The sequence below is a fragment of the Pseudomonas sp. Bc-h genome (assembly GCF_002080045.1).
Taxonomy (GTDB): Bacteria; Pseudomonadota; Gammaproteobacteria; order Pseudomonadales; family Pseudomonadaceae; genus Aquipseudomonas.
The window spans coordinates 1-21,590 of record NZ_MUIN01000022.1 but is presented as its reverse complement, the minus strand read 5'-3'; the positions used below and the strand labels follow the sequence as shown (position 1 = coordinate 21,590).

Below are 21,590 nucleotides of genomic sequence, written 5' to 3'. Positions count from 1 at the left end.
GCAATCTGCTCGACGAAGCGCTTGGGTGAGTCCGGCAAATGGCGCAACCGTGGCCTGCGACCGCACAGGTGAGTTGATATAGTCCGGCGGCATGGATTTCACCACCACAGGCCACTCAAGGATCATCGCCGTGTCCGACTACAGCGCTTTCAAGGTCGAATTGACCGACCACATCGCCCACGTGCAAATCAATCGCCCGGAAAAGATCAACGCCATGAACGCCGCGTTCTGGACCGAGATCATCGATATCTTCCAGTGGATCGAGGACACCGACGAGGTGCGAGTGGTGGTGCTCAGCGGCGCGGGCAAGCATTTTTCGTCGGGCATCGACCTGATGCTGCTGGCCTCGGTGGCCAACGAGCTGGGCAAGGATGTCGGGCGCAACGCACGCCTGTTGCGGCGCAAGATCCTGCAGATGCAGGCGTCGTTCAGTGTCGTCGACCGCTGCAGCAAACCGGTGCTGGCGGCGGTTCAGGGCTATTGCATCGGGGGTGCCATTGATCTGATCAGCGCCTGCGACATGCGTTACGCGGCTGACGACGCGCTGTTTTCCATTCGCGAAATCGACATGGGCATGGCCGCCGATGTGGGGACCTTGCAGCGCCTGCCGCGCTTGATCGGCGACGGCATGATGCGTGAAATGGCCTATACCGGCCGCAACGTGAAAGCCGACGAAGCGCTGCGCATCGGTCTGGTCAATCGCACCTTCGCCGATCTGCCGCAATTGCTCGACGGGGTATTCGAAATCGCCCGGGAAATCGCCGCCAAATCGCCGATCGCCATCAGCGGTAGCAAACGAATGATTGCCTATATGCGCGATCACAGTGTCGATGACGGGCTCGAATACGTTGCCACCTGGAACGCTGCCATGTTGCAATCGGCAGACCTGAAGCTGGCGATGGTTGCTCACATGGGCAAACAGAAGCCGGTCTTCGATAATTGACTGGCGAACCTGATTTCGTCGGCGCCTGTTGCCGTTGAGCCTCGCGTGCAGAGCCTCCAGCGGCGCGGGCCGTGACTAGAGGAGTTCTTTGATGACGCGCCCCAGGCGTTGGACCACCGCTGTGCTGGATACCCAGGCAGCGGGCGGGTGGGCCGTGGTCCACAGTGACCAGGGTTTTCTGCTGGACGGCAATGGTGTGATGTTCCCCCGCGAGTGGCTCAAGCGTCAGGAGCTGCCGCTGATCAGCGAGCATGGCATCGGCCACTTCGATGGCGAGCCTGTGTACGTTCAGGTCCTGAAGCATCCCGTCGAGCTTGAAGGCACCGGTTGGCAGACGTTGCGTCAGTTCATGCTGGCCGACGACGCGGATGTGTTCCAGAAGCTCGGTTACGCGGCGCAGATCAGTACCTGGGCGCGGGAACACCGTTTCTGCGGCAGTTGCGGCCAGGCGATGCAGCAAGTGCCGGGTGAGCGGGCGATGTACTGCAAGGATTGCGACCTGCGTTCGTATCCGCGCATCTCGCCGAGCATGATCGTGCTGATCACCCGTGGCGATGAAGTGCTGCTGGCCCGGTCGCCGCGTTTCGTGGCGGGCGTCTACAGTACGCTGGCGGGGTTCGCCGAGCCAGGCGAATCCGCCGAGGATTGCGTGCGCCGCGAGGTCATGGAAGAGGTGCAGATCAAGGTCAAGAACATCCAGTACAAGGGCAGCCAGTGCTGGCCGTTCCCGCACTCGATGATGCTGGGTTTTCACGCCGAATACGAAAGCGGCGACATCGTGCCACAGGCGGACGAGATCGAAGATGCGCAGTGGTTCAGCATCCACGACATGCCGCCGCTGCCGGCCAGCCGCTCCATTGCGCGGTATCTCATCGATCTGTATCTGGCTCAGCGTTTCGGCTTAGTTGAACCAGTGCTGCCAGGCCAGGCGGACAGTTAAGCCAAGCACCACGGTAATGAACACAGGGCGGATAAATCTCGCGCCGCCCTGGATTGCCGTTCTCGCCCCCAAAAACGCACCCACCATCAAGGCCGAGCCCATGCACAGGCCGATGGCCCAATCCACCGAGCCGTTAATGGCGAAAATCGTCAGCGCCGCCGCGTTGCTGACGAAGTTCATGCTGCGCGCCACTCCGCTGGCCTTCACCAGATCGACCGGGTACATCAACAGCGTGCTGACCGTCCAGAACGCGCCGGTGCCAGGCCCGGCGACGCCATCGTAGAAACCCAGGCCGAACCCTTGGGCCGACTGCCATTTGGTCTTGATCGGTGCATCGCTGTCGAGCGGCGCCTTGGGCGTGCCGCCGAACAACAGATACAGCCCGCAACCGAAGACGATCACCGGCAGCATCTGATTGAGCAGTTCGGCGGGCAGATAGTGAGCGACGACCGCCCCGATCAGCGCGCCAACCGCGGTACCGATCAGCCCGCGCGTCCATTGCCTGGGGTGGAACAATTTGCGGCGGTAAAAGGTGAAGCTGGCGGTGGCCGAGCCGAAGGTCGAGCTGAGCTTGTTGGTGCCCAACACCAGATGCGGCGGCAGGCCGGCAGTGAGCAGCGCAGGGGTGGTCAACAGGCCTCCGCCACCGGCAATGGCATCGATGAATCCGGCAACGAATGCGACAAGGGCAAGCACCACCAGCGTGGTGGGTTCAACGGTGAGTTCGAAAGGCATGAGACAGGGCTTACTGGGCAGACGGGCAGAATGGCTGCCCGGAAGCGGGGGATTCTACCTGTAAGCCGGAGCGTATTGCAGGGCGAAGCTGCAGGTTGAGCCGAACGCGATCTTTGTGGGAGGGGGCTCAACGATCATGACAGCCATGCTCGACCGGATGAGGTGCTTCAAATATCCGCAACCTTCACCCAGCGCATTTCCTTCGCCGCCACCCGAATCGCCGTCGCCAGCCGTTCTATCTCAAGCGCCTCCGCGAAATCCGGGCCTTCATTGCCTGTACCCGCCAGCGCCTGAATCAGCGCCAGTACCTCAAGGGTCTTCAGCTCGTTGTAACCCAATTGGTGCCCCGGCGCCGGGCAAAACGCTGCGTATCCCGGCTGAGTCGGGCCAGCCAGAATCCGCTGAAAACCGTCGCGACCCGGCTCGCCCGCGCGGTACAGCCTTAATTCGTTCAAGCGCTCCTGATCGAACGACAACGTGCCCTTGGTGCCGCTGATCTCGAAGCTCAGGTGGTTCTTGTAACCATGCTTCAGCCAACTGCTGCCGAACGTGCCGCGTGCGCCATTGGCGAACCGCAGCAGGGCGTAGGTCTGGTCGTCGATGGCGATCGCGCGTTGTTCCTGGCTGCCGCGAGTCGCCGGGCGCTGGCCATGAACGGTCTGCGAGTCGGCACACACGGCTTCGACGTCACCCAACAGATAGCGGGCCATCGCCAGCAGATGGCTGCCCAGATCTGCCAGCGCGCCTCCGGCATGAGCCTGTTCGCAACGCCACGACCACGGCGACTGAGGGTCACCCATGAAGTCTTCGCTGAACTCGCCCTGGAAGCTGACGATTTGCCCCAGTTCACCGCTTTCGATCATCTGCTTCGCAAGGCCAATCATCGGGTTGTGCTGGTAGTTGTAGCCGACCCGCGTGACCACGCCCGAGGCCTTGGCCGCCCGCTGCATCTCCCGCGCCTGCTCAAGACTCACCGCCAGTGGTTTCTCGCAATACACCGCTTTCCCGGCCTCGATTGCTGCCATCGCCATGGGGAAGTGCAGGTGATTGGGCGTGGTGATCGCCACCAGATTCACCGCAGGATCGTTGATCAGCTGTTCCCAGTCGGCATGGCTGCGTTCAAAGCCCCAGGAGCGAGCGCATTGCTCGGCGCGCGCGGCGTCGGCATCGGCCAATGCGGCAAGTTTGAGGTTGAAGGGTAATTCGAACGTGGTGCGGGCGTTGTGGAAGGCCAGAGCGTGCGCTCGACCCATGAAGCCAGTGCCGATCAGGCCGACACCCAGATCCGGAAGCGATGATTCGCGCATGACAGCGTCCTTGAAGGATTGTTGTTATGCGCAAAATGTATTCGCTGGGTGTGTTGGATGGAATCTTTATTCCATCAGATAAGCCTCAGATTCGCCTCATTATCAGTACAGGTACAGATGTCATGGCTGATGAGATACCCGTGGGAGGAAGCTTGCTCGCGAATGCGTCCGTCCTGTGCCTGCGATACCGGACGGCAAACCGTCTTCGCGAGCAACCTCCCTCCCACAGGGGCCGTGGCTGATTCAGCGACTACGACAAGAAACCCCCATCCACATTCAGCGCCACACCCGTGGTGTAACTCGACGCGTCGCTGGCCAGATACAGCACCGTGCCCGCCATTTCGCTGGGTGCTGCCACTCGCTTGAGCGGAATCTGCAGCAGCGCGGTGTTGAGGATCTTCTCGTTGCTGACCAGTGCCGAGGCGAATTTGGTGTCGGTCAGGCCCGGCAGCAGGGCGTTGCAGCGAATCCCGAACTGCGCACACTCCTTGGCGAATACCTTGGTCATGTTGATCACGGCCGCCTTGGTCACCGAATAGATGCCTTGGAAAACGCCCGGCGAGACGCCGTTGATCGAGGCGACGTTGATGATGCTGCCGCCGCCGTGCTCGCGCATCAGCTTGCCGGCTTCCACTGACATGAAGAAATAGCCGCGAATGTTCACGTCCACAGTCTTCTGGAACGCGCCGAGGTCGGTGTCCAGCACGTTGCAGAACTGCGGGTTGGTCGCGGCGTTATTCACCAGAATGTCCAGCCGCCCGAACTCTTCACGGATCCGCGCGAACACGCCGGTGATCTGTTCCATCTCGCCGATGTGGCAGGCAATCGCCGTGGCCTTGCCACCGTCGGCGATGATCGCGTCGGCGACATGCTGGCAACCGTCGATCTTGCGGCTGGAAACGATAACGTGAGCGCCTTGCTGGGCCAGCAGTTTGGCGATGGCTTCGCCGATGCCACGGCTGGCGCCGGAAACGAAGGCGATCTTGCCGTCGAGGTCGAACAGTTGTGTCTTGGACATGTTGTCTTCCTTATCGTGTCGCAATCGGAGGCTGTAAAAGTCGGCTCAGAGGCTTGAGCGGTCGATCACCTGCAGGGCCATGTGCTCCAACAGCGTGTTCATGTGGATGAACTGGGCGAAGCGTTTGTCCTGAGTCTGACCGTGGAAGAAGCGGTAATAGATTTGCTGGACGATTCCCGCCAGACGGAACAGCCCATAGGTGTAGTAAAAGTCGAAGTTGTCGATGCGGATGCCCGAACGTTCGGCGTAATACGCCACAAACTGCTCGCGGGTCAGCATCCCTGGCGCATGACTGGGCTGGCGACGCATCAACTGCACCGGTGCCGGGTCGTCTGCCTGAATCCAGTAGGCGAGGCTGTTGCCCAGGTCCATCAGCGGATCGCCGAGGGTGGTCAATTCCCAGTCCAGCACGCCGATGATCTGTTTCGGGTTGTCCGGATCCAGAATCACGTTGTCGAAGCGGTAGTCGTTGTGCACGAGGCTCGATTGCGGGTGGTCCGCAGGCTTCTTCTCGTCCAGCCAGCGCGCGACTTTTTCCCAGCTGGGAGCGTCCGGCGTGCGAGCCTTTTCATAACGCTCGGTCCAGCCGCGAATCTGCCGCTCGACGTAACCCTGCGGTTTGCCCAGATCGCCCAGCCCGCAGGCGTTGTAGTCCACCTGGTGCAGGTCGACGAGCTTGTCGATGAAGCTCTTGCACAGCGCTTCGGTCTGCGCCGCATCGAAGTTCAGCTCGGCGGGCAGTTCGGAACGCAGAATGATCCCCTTGACCCGCTCCATGACGTAAAACTCGGCGCCGATCACCGATTCGTCAGTGCAGTGCACGTAGGCCTTGGGACAGTAAGGGAAGGCGTCCTTGAGCTGGTTGAGGATGCGAAACTCGCGGCCCATGTCGTGGGCGCTTTTGGCCTTGTGGCCGAAGGGCGGGCGACGCAGCACGAACTCCTGCTCGGGGTATTTGAGCAGATAGGTCAGGTTGGAGGCCCCACCGGGAAACTGGCTGATCTGCGCGGTGCCACTGAGCCCCGGGATGTGGGCCTTGAGGTAAGGATCGATCAGCGCAGCGTCGAGTTCTTCGCCGGATCGAACCTGGGTGGACTGGTCGGTTAGCGCCATGCTTATCCCTGCTGTTTATTTTGGATGGTCATGATCATTGACTAATCTAATGCGCCGCTGGCATGCCTAACAAGCGATGCGTGGCCTTATTGGCGAGCGTGTTAGAGGTCGATCAGTCCGTTTGATCAGTGCTGGCGAGAAACCCCGGAGCAAAAAAAACCGAAGCACTGGGACTTCGGTTTTCTGTCTACATTGCATCGCTCTAGAGCGTCATTGCCTGCGATCAGGAAGGGAACAGTTCGCTCAGCTTCATCGCCAGCATCATGTCGCCTTCAGCGCGCAGCTTGCCGCCCATGAAGGCCTGCATGCCGTCGGTTTCGCCGCTGACGATGCCTTCCAGCGTCTCGCCATCCATCACCAGCGTGACTTGTGCATCAGGGTTTTCGCCTTCCTGCAGTTCGCAGGTCTTGTCTTTGACGATCAGCGAGAAGTTCTTGGTGTCGTCGATACGGAAACCGAACACCAGGTTCAGGCCCGCAGCGGCTTCTGGGTTGAACTTGGCTTTCATCGCTTGTACGGCATCGGCTACGGAGGTCATGGTGTCATCCTTTATATGAGTGATTGCAGGCACCTTGCGGGTGCGATTGGCCGGGCTCAGCGGTAGGTGATGAGCTCCGGCGCCTTCATCAGTTGCAGATGCGCGTGACTGTTGAAGGAAGCCAGGGACACCTCGCGACCCCGAAACTTCAGGTGGTTGAGCGAGGTGTTGACGATTTGCCAGTTCAGCTCGAAGGCCTGGGGCGCAGGCATTCGCGTGATCAGATGCAGCAGGGCGGTGATGGTCCCGCCGGAGGTGAACACGGCGATGCGGTCGCTGGGGCCTGCGCTGTCGAGGATCCGGTCAAGCCCCGCCTGCACCTGTTCGACGAACGCCAGCCAGCTTTGCAGGGCCGGGGTGTCATGCTCGCCACCGAGCCAGCGGCCGATGATGAGGGCGAACAGCCGCTGGAATTCGGCGCGGTTGTGCGCGGCGTTGCGCATGACTTCAAGCGCTTCGGGCTCGTCCGGCAGCATCGCCGGGAGCAGCGCGCGAATCACCGCCTCTGCGTCGAATTCGTTAAAGGCTTGATCGGTTTCCAGTGCGGGGGCAATGAGGCCAGCGGCGTCCAACTGAGCCATGGCCGTCTGGGCGGTGTGACGCTGACGGAAAAGGTTGCCGGCGATGCAGCGATCGAACTGAAGGCCCAGCTGCGCCAGGTACGCGCCGAGGACTTCTGCCTGGCGAAAACCGGTGGGCGACAGGACGTCGTAATCGTCTGCACCAAAGGAGGCCTGGCCATGTCTTATCAGATAGATGCTGCCCACGTCCGCGTCATCCCGGCACGTTGAAAGTGATGCGAGGTTATGAGCACGGTGCGGGGTCTGTCAATGAAAAAACATACGCTCGTTTGAATTGTTCGATTGTCGTGATCTTTGACGGTCGTGTAGCTGGCTCGGCGCAAGGCGCGCCGGTATGCTGGGTCCCATTCGCGATCCTGTACCGAGGATCTGCCGTGTTGGTAAGGAGCACTTGTGGAGTTCATTTTCGATTACGCCAGCTTTCTGGCGAAAACCGTCACCGTGGTCATCGCGATCGTCGTGGTGCTGGTCGCCATTGCCTCGATGCGTGGCCGGGGGCGTCGTGGCGGCGGTGGTCAGCTGCACGTGACCAAGCTCAACGACTTCTACAAGGGCCTGCGTGATCGTCTGGAAGGCTCGCTGCTGGACAAGGCCCGGCTCAAGGCGCTGCGCAAGTCTCAGGCGAAAGACCTGAAAAAGGAGAAGAAGCAGGCAGAGGTCAAACCCCGCGTCTATGTGCTGGATTTCGACGGCGACATCAAGGCGTCGGCCACCGAAAACATGCGCCACGAAATCACTGCGCTGCTGACCCTCGCCACCGCCAAGGACGAAGTGGTGCTGCGCCTGGAAAGCGGCGGCGGCATGGTCCACAGCTATGGCCTGGCGTCGTCGCAACTGGCGCGGATTCGTCAGGCGGGCATTCCGCTGACCATCTGCATTGACAAGGTGGCGGCCAGCGGCGGCTACATGATGGCGTGTATCGGCAATCGCATCATCAGCGCGCCGTTCGCCGTTCTGGGCTCGATTGGTGTGGTGGCGCAGTTGCCCAACGTCAACCGCTTGCTGAAAAAGCATGACATCGATTTCGAAGTGCTGACGGCCGGTGAGTACAAACGCACCCTGACCGTGTTCGGCGAAAACACCGAGAAGGGCCGTGAGAAATTCCAGCAGGATCTGGACATCACCCACGAGTTGTTCAAGAACTTCGTCGCCAGCTATCGCCCGCAACTGCACATCGACGAGGTGGCAACCGGTGAGGTCTGGCTGGGCATGGCGGCCAAGGACAAGCAACTGGTCGACGAGTTGAAGACCAGCGACGAATACCTGTCCGAGAAGGCGAAAACCGCCGAGGTCTTCCACCTGCACTACGCCGAACGCAAGAGTTTGCAGGAGCGTGTCGGCCTGGCGGCAAGCGGTTCGGTCGATCGTCTGGTCACAGGCTGGTGGGGCCGGTTGATGCAGCAGCGGTTCTGGTAATCGGTTCTACCTTCCTGCAATGGAGCGGGGGCCTTCCGGCAATGGAGTGACCTGGCTTCCGGCAATCCTGTGGGAGGGATCGGAGGTTACGACGGTCGCGAAGCGGTGTGTCAGACAAATTGCCATCGCGACCGTCGTACCTCCGATCCCTCCCACGCGGAAAACAAGAACGCTCCCACGCTGAAAACAAAAAGCCCAGGCTTCTCACGAAACCGGGGCTTTTTGTTGCTTGCTGCCGGGCGTCGAATCAGCGACGACGGAACAGCGGCAGTGGCTCGTCGGCGGCCGCCTGGTACGTCACCGAGAAGTCCCGCAGACTTTCCAGTGCTTCGTACGGGTCTTTGTCTGCGCGAATGGCGAAGGCGTCGAAACCGCAGCGATGCAGATAGAACAACTGGTCGCGCAACACGTCACCGATGGCGCGCAGCTCGCCTTTGAAACCGTAGCGATCACGCAGCAGGCGGGCGTTGGAGTAGCTGCGACCGTCGGTGAACGCCGGGAAGTTCAGGGCAATGACCTGAAACTGACTGGCGTCGTCACCGATTTCCTCGGCTTCTTCATCGCTGTCCAGCCACACGCCCAGGCCACCGTCGCGCGCCTTGAGGGCGTGACCGTGATCGCGCCACAGGGACAGCGGCACGATCAGGTCGTCGCAATTGGACAGGCTGTCGAACTCGGTTTCCTTGGGCAGCAGGTGCCAGGTTTCATCGACGACTTCGTTGTTCTTAATGATTCGCTGCATAGACGCGCTCCTTGAAAGGGTCGATGCCGATACGCTGGTAGGTGTCGATGAAGCGCTCGTCTTCGTTGCGTTTTTCGATGTAGACGTTGATCAGCTTCTCGATCACATCCGGCATGGCGTCCTGCGCGAACGACGGGCCAAGGATCTTGCCCAGGCTTGCATCCCGGCTGGCGCTGCCACCCAGGGAAACCTGATAGAACTCTTCGCCTTTCTTGTCCACGCCCAGAATGCCGATATGGCCGACGTGGTGGTGGCCGCAGGCGTTCATGCAGCCGGAAATGTTCAGGTCCAGTTCGCCAATGTCGAACAGGTAATCCAGGTCGTCGAAACGGCGCTGGATGGATTCGGCGATCGGGATCGACTTGGCGTTTGCCAGGGAGCAGAAATCACCGCCCGGGCAGCAGATGATGTCGGTCAGCAAGCCGATGTTCGGCGTGGCGAAACCTTGCTCGCGCAATTCGCCCCACAGGGTGAACAGCTGGCTTTGCTCGACGTCGGCCAGAATCACGTTCTGCTCGTGGGAGGTGCGCAGCTGGCCGAAGCTGTAGCGGTCGGCGAGGTCAGCGATGCCGTCCAGTTGCTTGTCGGTGGCATCACCCGGCGCAACGCCGGTAGGTTTGAGCGACAGGGTCACGGCCGCGTAGCCAGGCTTCTTGTGCGCCAGGACGTTGCGCGAACGCCAGCGGGCAAAACCCGGGTGTTCTTTGTCCAGTTGAGCCAGTTCAGCGCTGTAGTCGGCCAGTGCCTTGTACTCGGGGTCGACAAAGTGCTTGGCAACGCGATGCACTTCGGCTTCGGTCAGGGTGGTCTGGCCGCCACGCAGGTGGGCCATTTCCGCCTCGACCTTCTCGGCGAAGACCTCGGGAGTCAGTGCCTTGACCAGGATCTTGATCCGGGCCTTGTACTTGTTGTCGCGACGGCCGTAGCGGTTGTACACCCGCAGAATGGCGTCGAGGTAGCTCAACAGGTCCTGCCAGGGCAGGAACTCGTTGATGAACGCGCCGACCACAGGCGTACGGCCCAGACCACCGCCCACCAGCACGCGGAAACCCAGCTCGCCGGCGGCGTTCTTCACCGGCTCAAGGCCGATGTCGTGGACTTCGATGGCGGCGCGGTCGGAGGTGGAGCCGTTGATCGCGATCTTGAACTTGCGCGGCAGGTAGGCGAATTCCGGGTGGAAGGTCGTCCACTGGCGCACGATCTCGCACCATGGGCGCGGGTCAACCAGCTCGTCGGCGGCGACGCCGGCAAACTGGTCCGTGGTGACGTTGCGCAGGCAGTTACCGCTGGTCTGGATCGCGTGCATCTGCACGGTGGCCAGTTCGGCGAGGATATCGGGAATGTCTTCCAGCGCCGGCCAGTTGAACTGTACGTTCTGGCGGGTGCTGATGTGCGCATAGCCTTTGTCGTAGTCGCGGGCGATTTTCGCCAGCATGCGAGTCTGGCGTGAGGTCAGCTGGCCGTAAGGCACAGCGACGCGCAGCATCGGAGCGAAGCGCTGGATGTAGAGGCCGTTTTGCAGGCGAAGCGGGCGGAACTCTTCTTCGCTGAGCTCGCCGGCCAGATAGCGGCGGGTCTGGTCGCGGAACTGCTTGACGCGGTCCTCGATGATCCGCTGATCGTACTCGTCGTATACGTACATGGTGGTCCTGTTCTCAGGCGGTTCACTGCTGCTTGGACGACCTGAGAGGCGATGCGATGCCGCCTGCATTCAGGATGTCCCAACAAATCTGCGCGCACGGTCGCGCACTCCATACGGAGCCGGGGGAGGTTACCAGTTTGCGAATATGCGCAAAAGTGATGTTTGAATATAAGTACAGAACCAAAAGTGCTAAGCACTTCATCGGTTGCTCATACCCACACTTGTGATAAGGAGAAGGGTCAACTTTACTCTGCAAATGACCGGGGTCAACCGTCTTTGGTCCGCTTCATCTGCAATCACCAATAAGACTGACAAGAGGCGATGCAATGAGTAACCACCACCCTAAAGTTGCCAAGTCCGACAGCCACGTGGACGCCTGGGCGATTTTCTTCATCATCATTCTGGTTGTAGGGGCTGCCGTGTTCTGGGTGAGCCACCAGTAGCGCAGACACCGTGACTTCAAGCCGGGTACGACTTACCCGGCAGCGGCCGATAGGGTATAAGCAGGCCTGACGCAGGTCGGCTGCATCTTTTTCGGCATTGAGGCTCGGTGTCCATGATCAGGTTTTTCTGTGGCTGCCTCATTTTTGTCGTGAGTGGTCTGTGGCTGAGCGGTGCGTGGGCGGCTTCGGTGGTGTTCCTCAATCCAGGCTCCGCGCAGGACCCGTATTGGTCCAGTTATTCACGGTTCATGCAGGCGGCGGCTGATCGCCTGGGCATGAACCTCACTGTCTACTACACCGACCGCGACACCCGCACCCTGCTGACCCAGGCGCGCAAGTCGTTGCAGGGCAGCGGCCGGCCGGATTATCTGGTGTTCTCCAATGAACTGAATGTCGCCCCGGAAGTGCTGCGCCTGTCTGTCGGCAGTGGGGTCAAGCTGATGGCGGTCAACAACACCTTCACCGCTGACCAGCTGAGCATTCTTGGCGACCTGCGCAGCCGCTACCCGGATTTTCTCGGCAGCGTGGTGGCGAACGACGAGGAGGGCGGGTACCTCATCGCCAAGCGCCTGATCGAATCCCACGCGCCGGTGCTTCCCGGGCAGACCATCGACATGCTGGCGTTCTCCGGCACCAACACTACGCCGGTGTCCCTGCAGCGCGAACGGGGCCTCTATCGAGCGCTGGCGGAGTTTCCTCAGGTGCGCCTGCGGCAGATCGTGCTCGGTGGCTGGCGACGTGACCGGGCCTTCGAACAGGCGCAGATGCTGCTCAAGCGCTACCCCAACGTCCATCTGATCTGGGCTGCCAGTGACCTCATGGCGTTCGGTGTGATGGATGCGGTACGCGAAACCGGTAAACAGCCGGGCAAGGACATTCTGCTAGGCACCATCAATGACTCATCGGCTGCGCTGCAGGCCTTGCACGATGGGCAACTGTCGGTTGTAGCAGGCGGGCATTTCACCCTGGGAGGCTGGGCGTTGGTGCTGCTGCACGATTACGACGCGGCCGACAAACAGGCTCGTCAACCCTTCGGCACCTGGCGGGTGCGGGCAATGCAGATCAGGGAGCGCAGCGACAGCCTGCGGTTCATGCAGGCGAACAATCGGGATGACTATGGCATCGATGTTCGGCAGTTCGTCGGCGGGCATGGCCCGGAAGGGGTTGCTTATCCATTTGTGAGAGTGGGCGCTGCAAACTGAATCGTCCAACGTTCAGAGTGCCATTAATTTAAAGGGTACGAGCGTGGTGCCTCCCATTCTGACCCCTGTGTTCAGTTCGCCATAAACAGTTTGTTTATTGTGCTGGGCTTATATTGGGGCTGAGTTGTCATCGTTGTTTATCGGCTCGTTTGCCACCATGTTTATATATCTTTTATTATTGTCTTCGGATTCCCTCCCCATTACCTGCCAGAAACTCCTGTAGGAAGTATCCTTATATTCGTAAGACGGTTCCTGATCGGAAAAAGTGGGTAGTATTTTTAATAATCAGTGGCTAGTTTTGCTTTCCAGTGACGGATTGAGCCTTGGCGAAAGTGTTGCGTTGTTCTAGGTGGCTGCGGCTACAGGCCTGCCGGATGGCGGTCTGACAGGTGCCGTCCGCGTCCCTTCACATGAAGAGGGCCCGCCAGCCCTTCAGTGATACTCAACTTGAAAGTCACGGGATATTGGATGAGCCAATATATATGACGCTTGTCACAGACAGCCAAATGCTCGGTTGCCTCGCGGGCCCTTACTGAATATTTAATATCGCTCGCACTCCCGTCGTCGTCAGTGTGCGTGCTTCTCTGAGACAACCCTTCAACGGTTGTAGCCTTTAACTGTTCGCGGTGTGACCTATGAATCTAGAACAACATGAGCAATCTGGCATCGCTAAGATTGATATAGACCTTATCCTCCAGACCACTTACCTGCTGGTTTTTGAACTGCGTCAGGGTTTTGGAATGTCCGATGGCACGTTGCGCCGGAAGTGTATCGCTCAGGTCGACGACGCGCGAAGCGCATTGCAGGCAGGCGGCATGAGTGCACGCAATATCGAGCTGATCAGCCATGCCCAATGCGCGCTGCTCGACGAAACCGTATTGGCAGTTGCTAAGGACGCTCTGCGGCAAACATGGATCAATGAACCCTTGCAGGCCCGGTTTCATGGGGATTACCGAGCGGGCGAAACCCTGTTTGAGGAAATGCGTGAGGTCCTGCGCGAGCCTGCACCGGATATTAACGTCCTGATCGTTTACAAGCGGGTGATGATGTTTCAATTTCTGGGCGGCTTTAAAGCGTTGGACGACGACGAGCGCATGAGGCTGATGAACGAGGTGAACGCTCGCGTCCCGCCGCAAGAAGAACTGTCGACGGTGGTCGGTGACAGTGAGCCTTCTGCCAGGTACTGGTGGTGGCTACGTAATCCGGTCTTGCATGTAGTGGTCGCAGGTCTGGCGTGTGCGGCCACGTGGTTGTTCCTGGATCGGTTGCTAGCCCGGCAGATCGCCGAGCTTGCACAGGCAGGCCTCTGATCATGCCCGCCTCATTGAACGCCTTTTTTGATCACAGTCGTCACAAACTGAGCGTCGACGAGTTCGATGTCGCCTTTGACGTGCTGACTTTCACTGGCGAAGAACAGCTCAGCCAACCCTTCATCTACACCATCGAATTCACTTCGGCGACGCGTGGTATCAGTGCCGAACAGATCCTCGGCAAAGAGGCGCGGTTCACGCTGCATACCGCTTCGCATCTGCTGCCCAAGGTCATACGCGGTCTGCCGGTGCCGGCCGTCGAGCCACTGCGCACCCTTCGTGGTGTGGTCACAGGTTTCAAGTGCCTGTCCGCCTCCAGAGACGAAGCCCGTTACGAAGTCACGCTTGAACCGCGCATGGCTTTGCTGTCCCGCGGTCATCAGTACCGCCTCTATCAACACCTGTCAGTACCGGAAATTGTCGAGAGCATTCTGCGCGGTCGCCACGCCATGGAGGGTCAGGACTTTGTGTTTCGGCTGGTCCGTGAATACCCTCGGCGAGAGCAGGTGATGCAGTTCGGTGAAAGCGATCTGGCCTTCATCTCGCGGCTGCTGGCCGAGGTGGGCATCTGGTTTCGGTTCGCCCACGACACCCGTCTCGACATTGATGTCATCGAATTTCTCGACGATCAGCGGCGCTATCAGTGGCCCCAGACCGAGGTGCCGTGTCGCTCGCCATCGGGGCTGGACAGCAATGGTCAGGACGCCGTATGGCAGCTGCAATCCAACCACTGCGTGGTGGAAAAGAACATTCGCTTTCGGGCCTACGACCCATGGGACGCAAACGCCTGGCTTGATGGCGAAGTCGATCAGAGCCGGCGCGCCACTACCACCTACGGCGAGGCCTATCACTACGCCGAACCCTACACCGCGCTGGGCGACGCACTGGATCAGGACGAAGACCTTGAAAGTGAAAGCGGCTTTTTCTATGCCCGCCTGCGGCACGAACGTTATCTCAATGCTCGAACGCGCTTAAGCGGCGTCAGCAGCAGTGCCACTCTGGCGCTGGCGCAGATCCTCAAAGTCACCGGCGATGCCCCCAGCGCGTTCGAGCCTGGGGCCGTGATCACTCGTCTGAGCATGCGCGCCGCTCGGGACCGCAGTTTTGAAGTCGCCTTCGAGGCCATTCCCTACAGCGATACCGTCTGCTTCCGCCCCCCTGTGCCACGCAAACCGCAGATCGCGGGCACCGTCGCCGCGCGAGTGACGAGCATCATCGCCAACGACCCTTACGGCCACATCGACCAGGAAGGCCGTTACAAGGTCAACTTTCTGTTCGACCGCGACACTTGGGAGCCCGGTGAAGAGAGCGCCTGGCTGCGTCTGGCCCGAGCCTATGCCGGCGACACCCATGGCCTGCATCTGCCATTGATTCCCGGCACGGAAGTCGCCGTGGCCTTCGAACACGGCGACCCCGACCGCCCCTACATCGCCCACGCCCTGCACGACAGCCAGCACCCCGACCACGTCACACTCAAGGACCGCGACTACACCCGCAACGTGCTGCGCACCCCGGCCAACAACAAGCTGCGCATGGAGGACGAACGAGGCAAGGAGCACATCAAGCTCAGCACCGACCACAGCGGCAAGAGCCAGCTGAATCTTGGGCATCTGGTGGATGCCGACAAGCAAAGGCGCGGCGAAGGCTTCGAATTGCGCACCGATGGCAGAGGGGCGATTCGGGGTGGCAAGGGCCTGTTCATCAGCGCAGACGAACAGGCGGGGGCGCAGGGGCAGCAACTGGAGATGGCATCAACCGTTGCGCATTTGCAGCAGGCGGTGGAGCAACTGCAAGCGCTGTCGCAGGATGCCCAGGCGAGCAAGGCCGAACCTGCCGGGGTCCAGGCGCAACTGGACCTGCTGGAGCAGAATCTCGAACAGCTCAAATCAGCCGTTTTGCTGCTCAGCGCACCCCAGGGCATCGCCCTCGCCAGCGGCAAACATGTGCAACTGGCCGCGCACGACAACCTGATGCTCAACGCCGGAGGCGAGGCCAGCGTGGGGGTGGTCAAGCGCATGTTCATCGGCGTCGGGCAAGGCTTGAGCCTGTTCGTACGCAGAGTCGGCATCAAGCTGATCGCCAATCAAGGCCCGATCACCGTACAGGCGCAGAACGACACGCTGGAGTTGCTGGCTCGCCAGGGCCTGAGCATCACCAGCACCGAAGACGAGATCCACATCGTCGCCAAAAAGAAGATCGTGCTCAACGCCGCCGGCAGCTACCTCACGCTGGAACAAGGCCTCATCGAATCGGGCACGGCGGGGGATCACCTGATCAAGGCCGCGAATTTCCACTACAAAAAAGGCGGCGCGACCATGGCCGCCGACCATCCCGACTACCCACGACAGCCAACCCGGCAGCCCATGCGCCTGAAGCTGGCCGCCGCGCCCAACCTTGCCGGTGGCTGGGCCCATATGCCCTACAAGGTCTACGCCGACGGCGGATTGATATGCGAAGGCGTCATGGACGACAGCGGCCACGTCGAGATCGACCATCAGGCGGCGACGCAGGAATACCGGCTGGAAATGGCGAACGGCGTCAGCTACCGCATTCCCGCCGTGACCACTTACAGCCATCCCGAGCAGGGAAGGCTGGCGAACCAGGGCCTGCACCACCACCGCTCGGCCCCCGACACCCCCGTCAATCAACCGGATTCGCACACCGACCACCGCACGCTCTACGCCGCCGTGCTCAACAATATCGCCGATCAGGAAGAGGAGGCCCCATGACGCTGCCAGAAATTGTCGCGCCCATCGCATTTCAAGACACCGAGACCGTCACCCTGTCCGCCCCCTGGTTCGTGCAGGACACCGAATACGCGCCGACGCTGGCGACGTACAAGCCGCTGATCAATGGCGAAGATACTTTTCGTGCCGTGCACGAGGCCATCGAAAAAGCGACCCATTCGGTGGACATCATCTGCTGGGGATTTCAGCCTTCGATGTATTTCATTCGTGGAGCATCCCATTCTCTCCGCACTGCTGAAGTGCCCACGGTCGGCGGCGTGAAAGGAGTGACCTGGCAACACGCGTGCATTGGTGAGCTGCTCATGCAGAAGGCTAAACAGGGCGTAAAGGTACGCGTATTGGGCTGGGAGGCGCCTTTCAACGCCGCAGGGGTGGCGGGTGAGGCCAACTTGCCGGGGAAGGGGCGGTTGCCAATTGACGATCGCAAGATGCAGAGCGCCACCGATGATCAATACGCCTATGACCGCAAGTGGTTCGCGATGTGTTCTATCGCAGGCATTCCTATGCCGTTATGGCGTGACCTGGAAAGGCCTGCCTTCGCCAGCCGCGGCTTCAGCCTGTTCGACCGCGCCGAGATCGTTCACCAGGCCCGGTATCACAGCGCCGATCCGAATCTGAATGCCAGTACCTTAGGAGTCCTCGGTGCTGCCGCTACACACCACCAAAAAACCGTGCTGGTGGACTATGAAGCTCCCGAGCGGGCGGTGGGTTTCGTCATGGGCCACAACACCCTTGACGAGTATTGGGACACCGACAGCCACTCTTCGCGCAATCGCGACCCGGCCAGCAAACCTGCCCCCAATGCCGGGCCTCGGGGTGATACGCCGCGTCAGGATATTTCCAGCCAGGTGGCCGGGCCGATCCTGGAACACCTGCACCACAACTTCGCCACCGCCTGGCTCGACGCGACGGGCGAAGACCTGATGACCACCCGCGACGCCATGGCCTTGGGTAAACGCTTGAAGTCCCCGCCCGACCAGCAGCGCCACTTCGCCCAGATCCTGCGCACTCAGGCCCAGGAAGGCCGCCGCGACATCGAGACGCTTTATCTGCAAGCGGTGAACAACGCCACGGGCTTCATCTATATCGAAAACCAGTACTTTCGCTGGCCGCCGCTGGCCGAGATGATCAAGAAGGCCGCCAGCGCGCAGGCCCAGGGCGGGCGCGACCCCGGCAAGCACGGCGCATTGCACCTGTTCGTGATCACCAACGTCACCGACGATGGCATCGGCAAAGGCACGGTCAACACCCACCGCATGCTCGACAGCCTGGGGCGCGCCGACACCATGCCGAAGATCACCCGACTGCAACGCATCGATGCCGCCAAGGCAAAGGCCGCTGCACAGGAGCCGGACCTTGGCGAATTGATTGCAGACCAGGCGACAACCCTCGCCACCGAGCTGTTGTCCCTCTCGACGACACTGCTGACCGGGGGCGACAGCGCAATCAGCGAGAAGGCCCGGGAAAAGCGACGCGACGCCGAAAGCGCGGCGGCCTGGCGGCTGGCCGTGCTCGAAGACCAGATCAAGGCCATCGAGCAGGAAGTAATCAAGCCCGAAGAAATCCCCAACCTGAAGGTGCACATCTGCTCGCTGGTGGCCCCCGACTCACCCCCCGGCAACTGGATGCCGGTGTACATCCATTCCAAGTTGATGATCGTCGATGACGTCTTCACCACCCACGGCTCGGCCAACATCAACACCCGCAGCATGCAGGTGGATAGCGAACTGAACATTGCCCATGAGTGGGCCAGTGAGACTCAGGCGTTGAGGAGGAGGTTGTGGGATCTGCACACGGCGGGGAAGGGGGTGCAGGATGATCCGGAGGCGGCGTTTAAGGCTTGGCAGAGCATTATCAAGGAAAACAAGAAGAGAAAGGGTGATAAGGGGAAAGGTGAACCATATGCGCCCCTCGTCGAGTTTCATTATTGCCCTGCCACCCTAACGAACCTCGATTGATGCGCCGTTTATTGCTGCTCGCCTGCCTGACTCTAACTGCCTGCGACAACGGCAGCGGATTACGACCACTACCGGACAAGGACATCCCGATGAAATCCCTCGCTGCAATCAAGGACAACCTGGCCTTTATCTGCAAACACGAAACGCTACCTCCGGCAAGTGCTGACAGCGATCTGCTGTTCCAGTACGCCCGTTGGTTGGAGAAGAACAACCAGTTGAAACAGGACACGACTACCGACTTGGAAATTACCCGGCTGTACCGCATTGCTGCCGAGAACGGCCATGTCAAAGCCACTATCAACCTGCAGAACGGTAGCCTCCGCGGAAAGTACAAACTTCGGGGCCACGAACACCTGCGCTTCAGTCAATACCTGATCGATGCAAACGTAGCCACGGGTTACTACTTTGTGTCGATGTTTCTAAAAAACGGTATCGCTAATCTGAAACAGGACATGGAGATGTCGTTGCGTTACTTGCGCAAGGCCGCCGACGAAGGGAGTGCCCAAGCCCAGTATGAGATTGGCGAGGCGCTGGCGCCAAGCGACATCGCTCCTGAAATTGCGGTGCAGATGTACCGCTGTGCCGCAGGTCAGGGCCACGGCGAAGCAGCATCAACATTGGGAGTTGACCGTAAATACAACAAACAATATCGAGAGGCGCTGGAAGCATTCCAACTCGGCGTTGCAGCGGGTGATGAAACGTCAGCAGGATGGTTGGATGACAGTTTCCGAGGGCCAGAACTCACCGACGAATTGTATTACCTCGGTCTGGAAAAAGACCTCGAACGCGCCGAGCGCTACAAAACCATCTGGCGCATCCTGGCAAGATATTCCTACGCCCACCCCAAAGTCCCCGAAATCAACGACATCCTTCCATTGCCACCGGCCAAGCTGCCGCCGTGGGACGGCAAGCTGCAATGGCTGGAAGCCCGCGAAGCGAATGTCCCGCCCGAAAAACCGTCCCCAAAGCTGATCCGGCGCCTGACCGAGGATCTGAAACTCGACCCCGCCACCGGAAGACCGATGCCGGGCGCCAAGGGTTTTAGTCAAGCGCACTTGTCAGCCGACCAATGCGTCGCCGGGACCAAGTGCCCGGTCAGCGGTTGGTGGCAGGTGGTAGAGCACCGGGAGCTGCACACCCCCGACGGCCAGCCGATTGTTCGTCATTTCGAGCAAGGCGACGTTTTCTCCGTCCAGCGCATGCGCTACTACCGCGACCGAATCTGGCCGCTGCCGAAGAACGAACACGAAGGCCCGGTTCGGGTCTGGTGGAGGCTGGCATGAGAAACCGTTCTTGGGTTTTGTCATGCCTATTGCTGGCAGGTTGCGATGCACCTGACACCCAACGGCCGCACAGCGCTTCGGTGCCGTCGCTCAGCGCAGTCCAGGAAAATCTGGCCTTCACTTGCAAGNTGCCTATTGCTGGCAGGTTGCGATGCACCTGACACCCAACGGCCGCACAGCGCTTCGGTGCCGTCGCTCAGCGCAGTCCAGGAAAATCTGGCCTTCACTTGCAAGTACGAAACGCTACCTCCGGCGAGTCCTGACAGCGATGTGCTGTTCCAATACGCCCGTTGGTTGGAGAAGAGCAACCAGCTGAAACAAGACCCGAATATCGACCTTGAAATTACCCGGCTGTATCGCATCGCCGCCGAAAACGGCCATGTAAAAGCCAATATCAATCTGCAAAACGGCAGCCTGCGCGGCAAGTTCAGACTGCGGGGGCACGAGCACCTGCGCTTCAGCCAAGACCTGATCGATGCAGACGTGGCTACGGGGCATTACTTCGTGTCGCTTTTTCTAAAAAACGGCATTGCCGATCTGAAAAAGGACACGGAGATGTCGCTGCGCTTTCTGCGCAAGGCTGCCGACGAAGGCAGTGCGCAAGCCCAGTACGAAATAGGTGATGCGCTGGCGCCGAGAGACAGAGCCCCCGATGTCGCGCGGCAGATGCGTCGTTGTTCAGCTGAACAAGGACAAGGGCCCGCCGCGCTTGACTTGGCTATCGACCTACAGATTGGAAAGCAATATCGTGATGCTCTTGAGGTCTTTCAGCTCGGGGTCGCAGCAGGTGACTCAACCTCGGCTAGTTTTTTACAAGGTGGATTTTCAGGCCCGGAACCAACGAATAAGTTGGATTATCTTGGCCAGCAGGCAGACCGTGAACGTGCCGGCCGCTACAACAAAATCTGGAGCATCCTCGCCGACTATTCCTACGCTCACCCCAAAGTCCCCGAAATCAACGACATCCTCCCGCTCCCACCGGCCAAGCTGCCGCCGTGGGACGGCAAGCTGCAATGGCTGGAAGCCCGCGAAGCCAATGTCCCGCCTGAAAAACCTTCGTCGGAGCTGATCCAGCGCTTGACCCAGGACCTGAAGCTCGACCCCGCCACCGGCAGACCGATGCCGGGCGCCAAGGGCTTCAGCCAGGCAGACCTGTCGGCCGACCAATGCGTCGCCGGGACCAAGTGCCCGGTCAGCGGTTGGTGGCAGGTGGTCGAGCACCGGGAGCTGCACACCCCCGACGGCCAGCCGATTGTTCGTCATTTCGAGCAAGGCGACGTTTTTCCCGTCGAGCGCATGCGCTACTACCGCGACCGAATCTGGCCGCTGCCCAAGAGCCAGCACGAAGGCCCGGTGCGGGTCTGGTGGAGGCTGGCATGAAGAACCGCGCGTGGGTTTTGTCATGCCTATTGCTGGCAGGTTGCGATGCACCTGACACCCAACGGCCGCACAGCGCTTCGGTGCCGTCGCTCAGCGCAGTCCAGGAAAATCTGGCCTTCACTTGCAAGYACGAAACGCTAMCTCCGGCGAGTCCTGACAGCGATGTGCTGTTCCCAATACGCCCGTTGGTTGGAGAAGAGCAACCAGCTGAAACAAGACCCGAATATCGACCTTGAAATTACCCGGCTGTATCGCATCGCCGCCGAAAACGGCCATGTAAAAGCCCTGTCTC

Annotated in this window: 17 protein-coding genes; 9 read left to right on the top strand and 8 right to left on the bottom strand. The window is 60.2% G+C overall.

Features of this window, described 5'->3' with window-relative positions:
- Nucleotides 1-130: 130 nt before the first annotated feature.
- A complete protein-coding gene (locus BWR59_RS31465; protein ID WP_081569581.1) occupies nt 131-943 on the top strand; it encodes a crotonase/enoyl-CoA hydratase family protein in 813 nt (270 codons plus the stop codon).
- Nucleotides 944-1,034: 91 nt separating this feature from the next.
- Entirely contained in the window at nt 1,035-1,883 is an 849-nt protein-coding gene (gene nudC, locus BWR59_RS31460; RefSeq protein ID WP_081569575.1) for an NAD(+) diphosphatase, read from the top strand.
- Here nudC and BWR59_RS31455 read toward each other — a convergent pair.
- The 6 genes from BWR59_RS31455 to BWR59_RS31430 all read right to left on the bottom strand — a co-directional run bounded on the left by BWR59_RS31455 (nt 1,845) and on the right by BWR59_RS31430 (nt 7,361).
- Nucleotides 1,845-2,618, bottom strand: a complete 774-nt coding sequence (locus BWR59_RS31455) for a TSUP family transporter (RefSeq protein ID WP_081569574.1) — start codon at nt 2,616-2,618, stop codon at nt 1,845-1,847. The genes nudC and BWR59_RS31455 overlap by 39 nt on opposite strands.
- Before the next feature lie 167 nt (nt 2,619-2,785).
- Complete coding sequence (locus tag BWR59_RS31450; RefSeq protein WP_081569573.1) at nt 2,786-3,925, bottom strand: Gfo/Idh/MocA family oxidoreductase; 1,140 nt, start codon at nt 3,923-3,925, stop codon at nt 2,786-2,788.
- A gap of 250 nt (nt 3,926-4,175) precedes the next feature.
- Entirely contained in the window at nt 4,176-4,943 is a 768-nt protein-coding gene (locus BWR59_RS31445) for an SDR family oxidoreductase (RefSeq protein WP_081569572.1), read from the bottom strand.
- A 45-nt stretch (nt 4,944-4,988) separates the two neighbouring features.
- On the bottom strand, nt 4,989-6,056 hold the full coding sequence (locus tag BWR59_RS31440) for a phosphotransferase family protein (protein WP_081569571.1): 1,068 nt from the start codon (nt 6,054-6,056) through the stop codon (nt 4,989-4,991).
- Nucleotides 6,057-6,279: 223 nt separating this feature from the next.
- Complete coding sequence (locus tag BWR59_RS31435; protein ID WP_081569570.1) at nt 6,280-6,594, bottom strand: SCP2 sterol-binding domain-containing protein; 315 nt, start codon at nt 6,592-6,594, stop codon at nt 6,280-6,282.
- A gap of 56 nt (nt 6,595-6,650) precedes the next feature.
- Nucleotides 6,651-7,361 carry a histidine phosphatase family protein gene (locus BWR59_RS31430; protein WP_081569569.1) on the bottom strand — a complete coding sequence of 237 codons (711 nt, stop codon included), beginning with the start codon at nt 7,359-7,361 and terminating at the stop codon, nt 6,651-6,653.
- A gap of 207 nt (nt 7,362-7,568) precedes the next feature.
- Between BWR59_RS31430 and sohB the strand changes: the two genes are divergently transcribed.
- Complete coding sequence (gene sohB, locus BWR59_RS31425) at nt 7,569-8,591, top strand: protease SohB (RefSeq protein ID WP_081569568.1); 1,023 nt, start codon at nt 7,569-7,571, stop codon at nt 8,589-8,591.
- 247 nt (nt 8,592-8,838) lie between these two features.
- Here sohB and BWR59_RS31420 read toward each other — a convergent pair whose 3' ends face one another.
- Nucleotides 8,839-9,333, bottom strand: coding sequence for a DUF934 domain-containing protein (locus BWR59_RS31420; RefSeq protein ID WP_081569567.1), 495 nt, complete (start codon nt 9,331-9,333; stop codon nt 8,839-8,841).
- Entirely contained in the window at nt 9,317-10,975 is a 1,659-nt protein-coding gene (locus BWR59_RS31415; protein ID WP_081569566.1) for a nitrite/sulfite reductase, read from the bottom strand. The genes BWR59_RS31420 and BWR59_RS31415 overlap by 17 nt, the downstream gene beginning before the upstream one ends.
- Before the next feature lie 556 nt (nt 10,976-11,531).
- On the opposite strand from BWR59_RS31415, the gene BWR59_RS31410 reads away from it, so the two are divergent.
- From BWR59_RS31410 to BWR59_RS31385, 6 genes are all read left to right on the top strand, one after another.
- Entirely contained in the window at nt 11,532-12,620 is a 1,089-nt protein-coding gene (locus BWR59_RS31410; RefSeq protein WP_081569565.1) for an ABC transporter substrate-binding protein, read from the top strand.
- A 635-nt stretch (nt 12,621-13,255) separates the two neighbouring features.
- Nucleotides 13,256-13,930 carry a type VI secretion system protein TssL, short form gene (tssL, locus tag BWR59_RS31405; RefSeq protein WP_081569564.1) on the top strand — a complete coding sequence of 225 codons (675 nt, stop codon included), beginning with the start codon at nt 13,256-13,258 and terminating at the stop codon, nt 13,928-13,930.
- 2 nt (nt 13,931-13,932) lie between these two features.
- Entirely contained in the window at nt 13,933-16,659 is a 2,727-nt protein-coding gene (gene vgrG, locus BWR59_RS31400; protein WP_081569563.1) for a type VI secretion system tip protein VgrG, read from the top strand.
- The gene (locus BWR59_RS31395; protein ID WP_081569562.1) at nt 16,656-18,635 is read left to right on the top strand and encodes a phospholipase D-like domain-containing protein; all 1,980 of its coding nucleotides are present in this window, start codon (nt 16,656-16,658) and stop codon (nt 18,633-18,635) included. Before vgrG ends, BWR59_RS31395 begins: the two co-directional genes overlap by 4 nt.
- Nucleotides 18,635-19,918 carry a DUF6396 domain-containing protein gene (locus BWR59_RS31390; protein ID WP_081569561.1) on the top strand — a complete coding sequence of 428 codons (1,284 nt, stop codon included), beginning with the start codon at nt 18,635-18,637 and terminating at the stop codon, nt 19,916-19,918. The genes BWR59_RS31395 and BWR59_RS31390 overlap by 1 nt, the downstream gene beginning before the upstream one ends.
- Before the next feature lie 186 nt (nt 19,919-20,104).
- Nucleotides 20,105-21,298, top strand: coding sequence for a DUF6396 domain-containing protein (locus tag BWR59_RS31385; RefSeq protein WP_143491002.1), 1,194 nt, complete (start codon nt 20,105-20,107; stop codon nt 21,296-21,298).
- Nucleotides 21,299-21,590 lie beyond the last annotated feature (292 nt).

Excerpts from the sequence above, each read along its gene's own strand:
- vgrG (WP_081569563.1), top strand. The coding sequence starts at position 13,933 with ATGCCCGCCTCATTGAACGCCTTTTTTGATCACAGTCGTCACAAACTG.
- BWR59_RS31455 (WP_081569574.1), bottom strand. The coding sequence starts at position 2,618 with ATGCCTTTCGAACTCACCGTTGAACCCACCACGCTGGTGGTGCTTGCC.
- nudC (WP_081569575.1), top strand. The coding sequence starts at position 1,035 with ATGACGCGCCCCAGGCGTTGGACCACCGCTGTGCTGGATACCCAGGCA.
- tssL (WP_081569564.1), top strand. The coding sequence starts at position 13,256 with ATGAATCTAGAACAACATGAGCAATCTGGCATCGCTAAGATTGATATA.
- BWR59_RS31450 (WP_081569573.1), bottom strand. The coding sequence starts at position 3,925 with ATGCGCGAATCATCGCTTCCGGATCTGGGTGTCGGCCTGATCGGCACT.
- BWR59_RS31410 (WP_081569565.1), top strand. The coding sequence starts at position 11,532 with ATGATCAGGTTTTTCTGTGGCTGCCTCATTTTTGTCGTGAGTGGTCTG.
- BWR59_RS31390 (WP_081569561.1), top strand. The coding sequence starts at position 18,635 with ATGCGCCGTTTATTGCTGCTCGCCTGCCTGACTCTAACTGCCTGCGAC.
- BWR59_RS31435 (WP_081569570.1), bottom strand. The coding sequence starts at position 6,594 with ATGACCTCCGTAGCCGATGCCGTACAAGCGATGAAAGCCAAGTTCAAC.
- BWR59_RS31440 (WP_081569571.1), bottom strand. The coding sequence starts at position 6,056 with ATGGCGCTAACCGACCAGTCCACCCAGGTTCGATCCGGCGAAGAACTC.
- BWR59_RS31415 (WP_081569566.1), bottom strand. The coding sequence starts at position 10,975 with ATGTACGTATACGACGAGTACGATCAGCGGATCATCGAGGACCGCGTC.
- BWR59_RS31395 (WP_081569562.1), top strand. The coding sequence starts at position 16,656 with ATGACGCTGCCAGAAATTGTCGCGCCCATCGCATTTCAAGACACCGAG.
- BWR59_RS31420 (WP_081569567.1), bottom strand. The coding sequence starts at position 9,333 with ATGCAGCGAATCATTAAGAACAACGAAGTCGTCGATGAAACCTGGCAC.
- BWR59_RS31445 (WP_081569572.1), bottom strand. The coding sequence starts at position 4,943 with ATGTCCAAGACACAACTGTTCGACCTCGACGGCAAGATCGCCTTCGTT.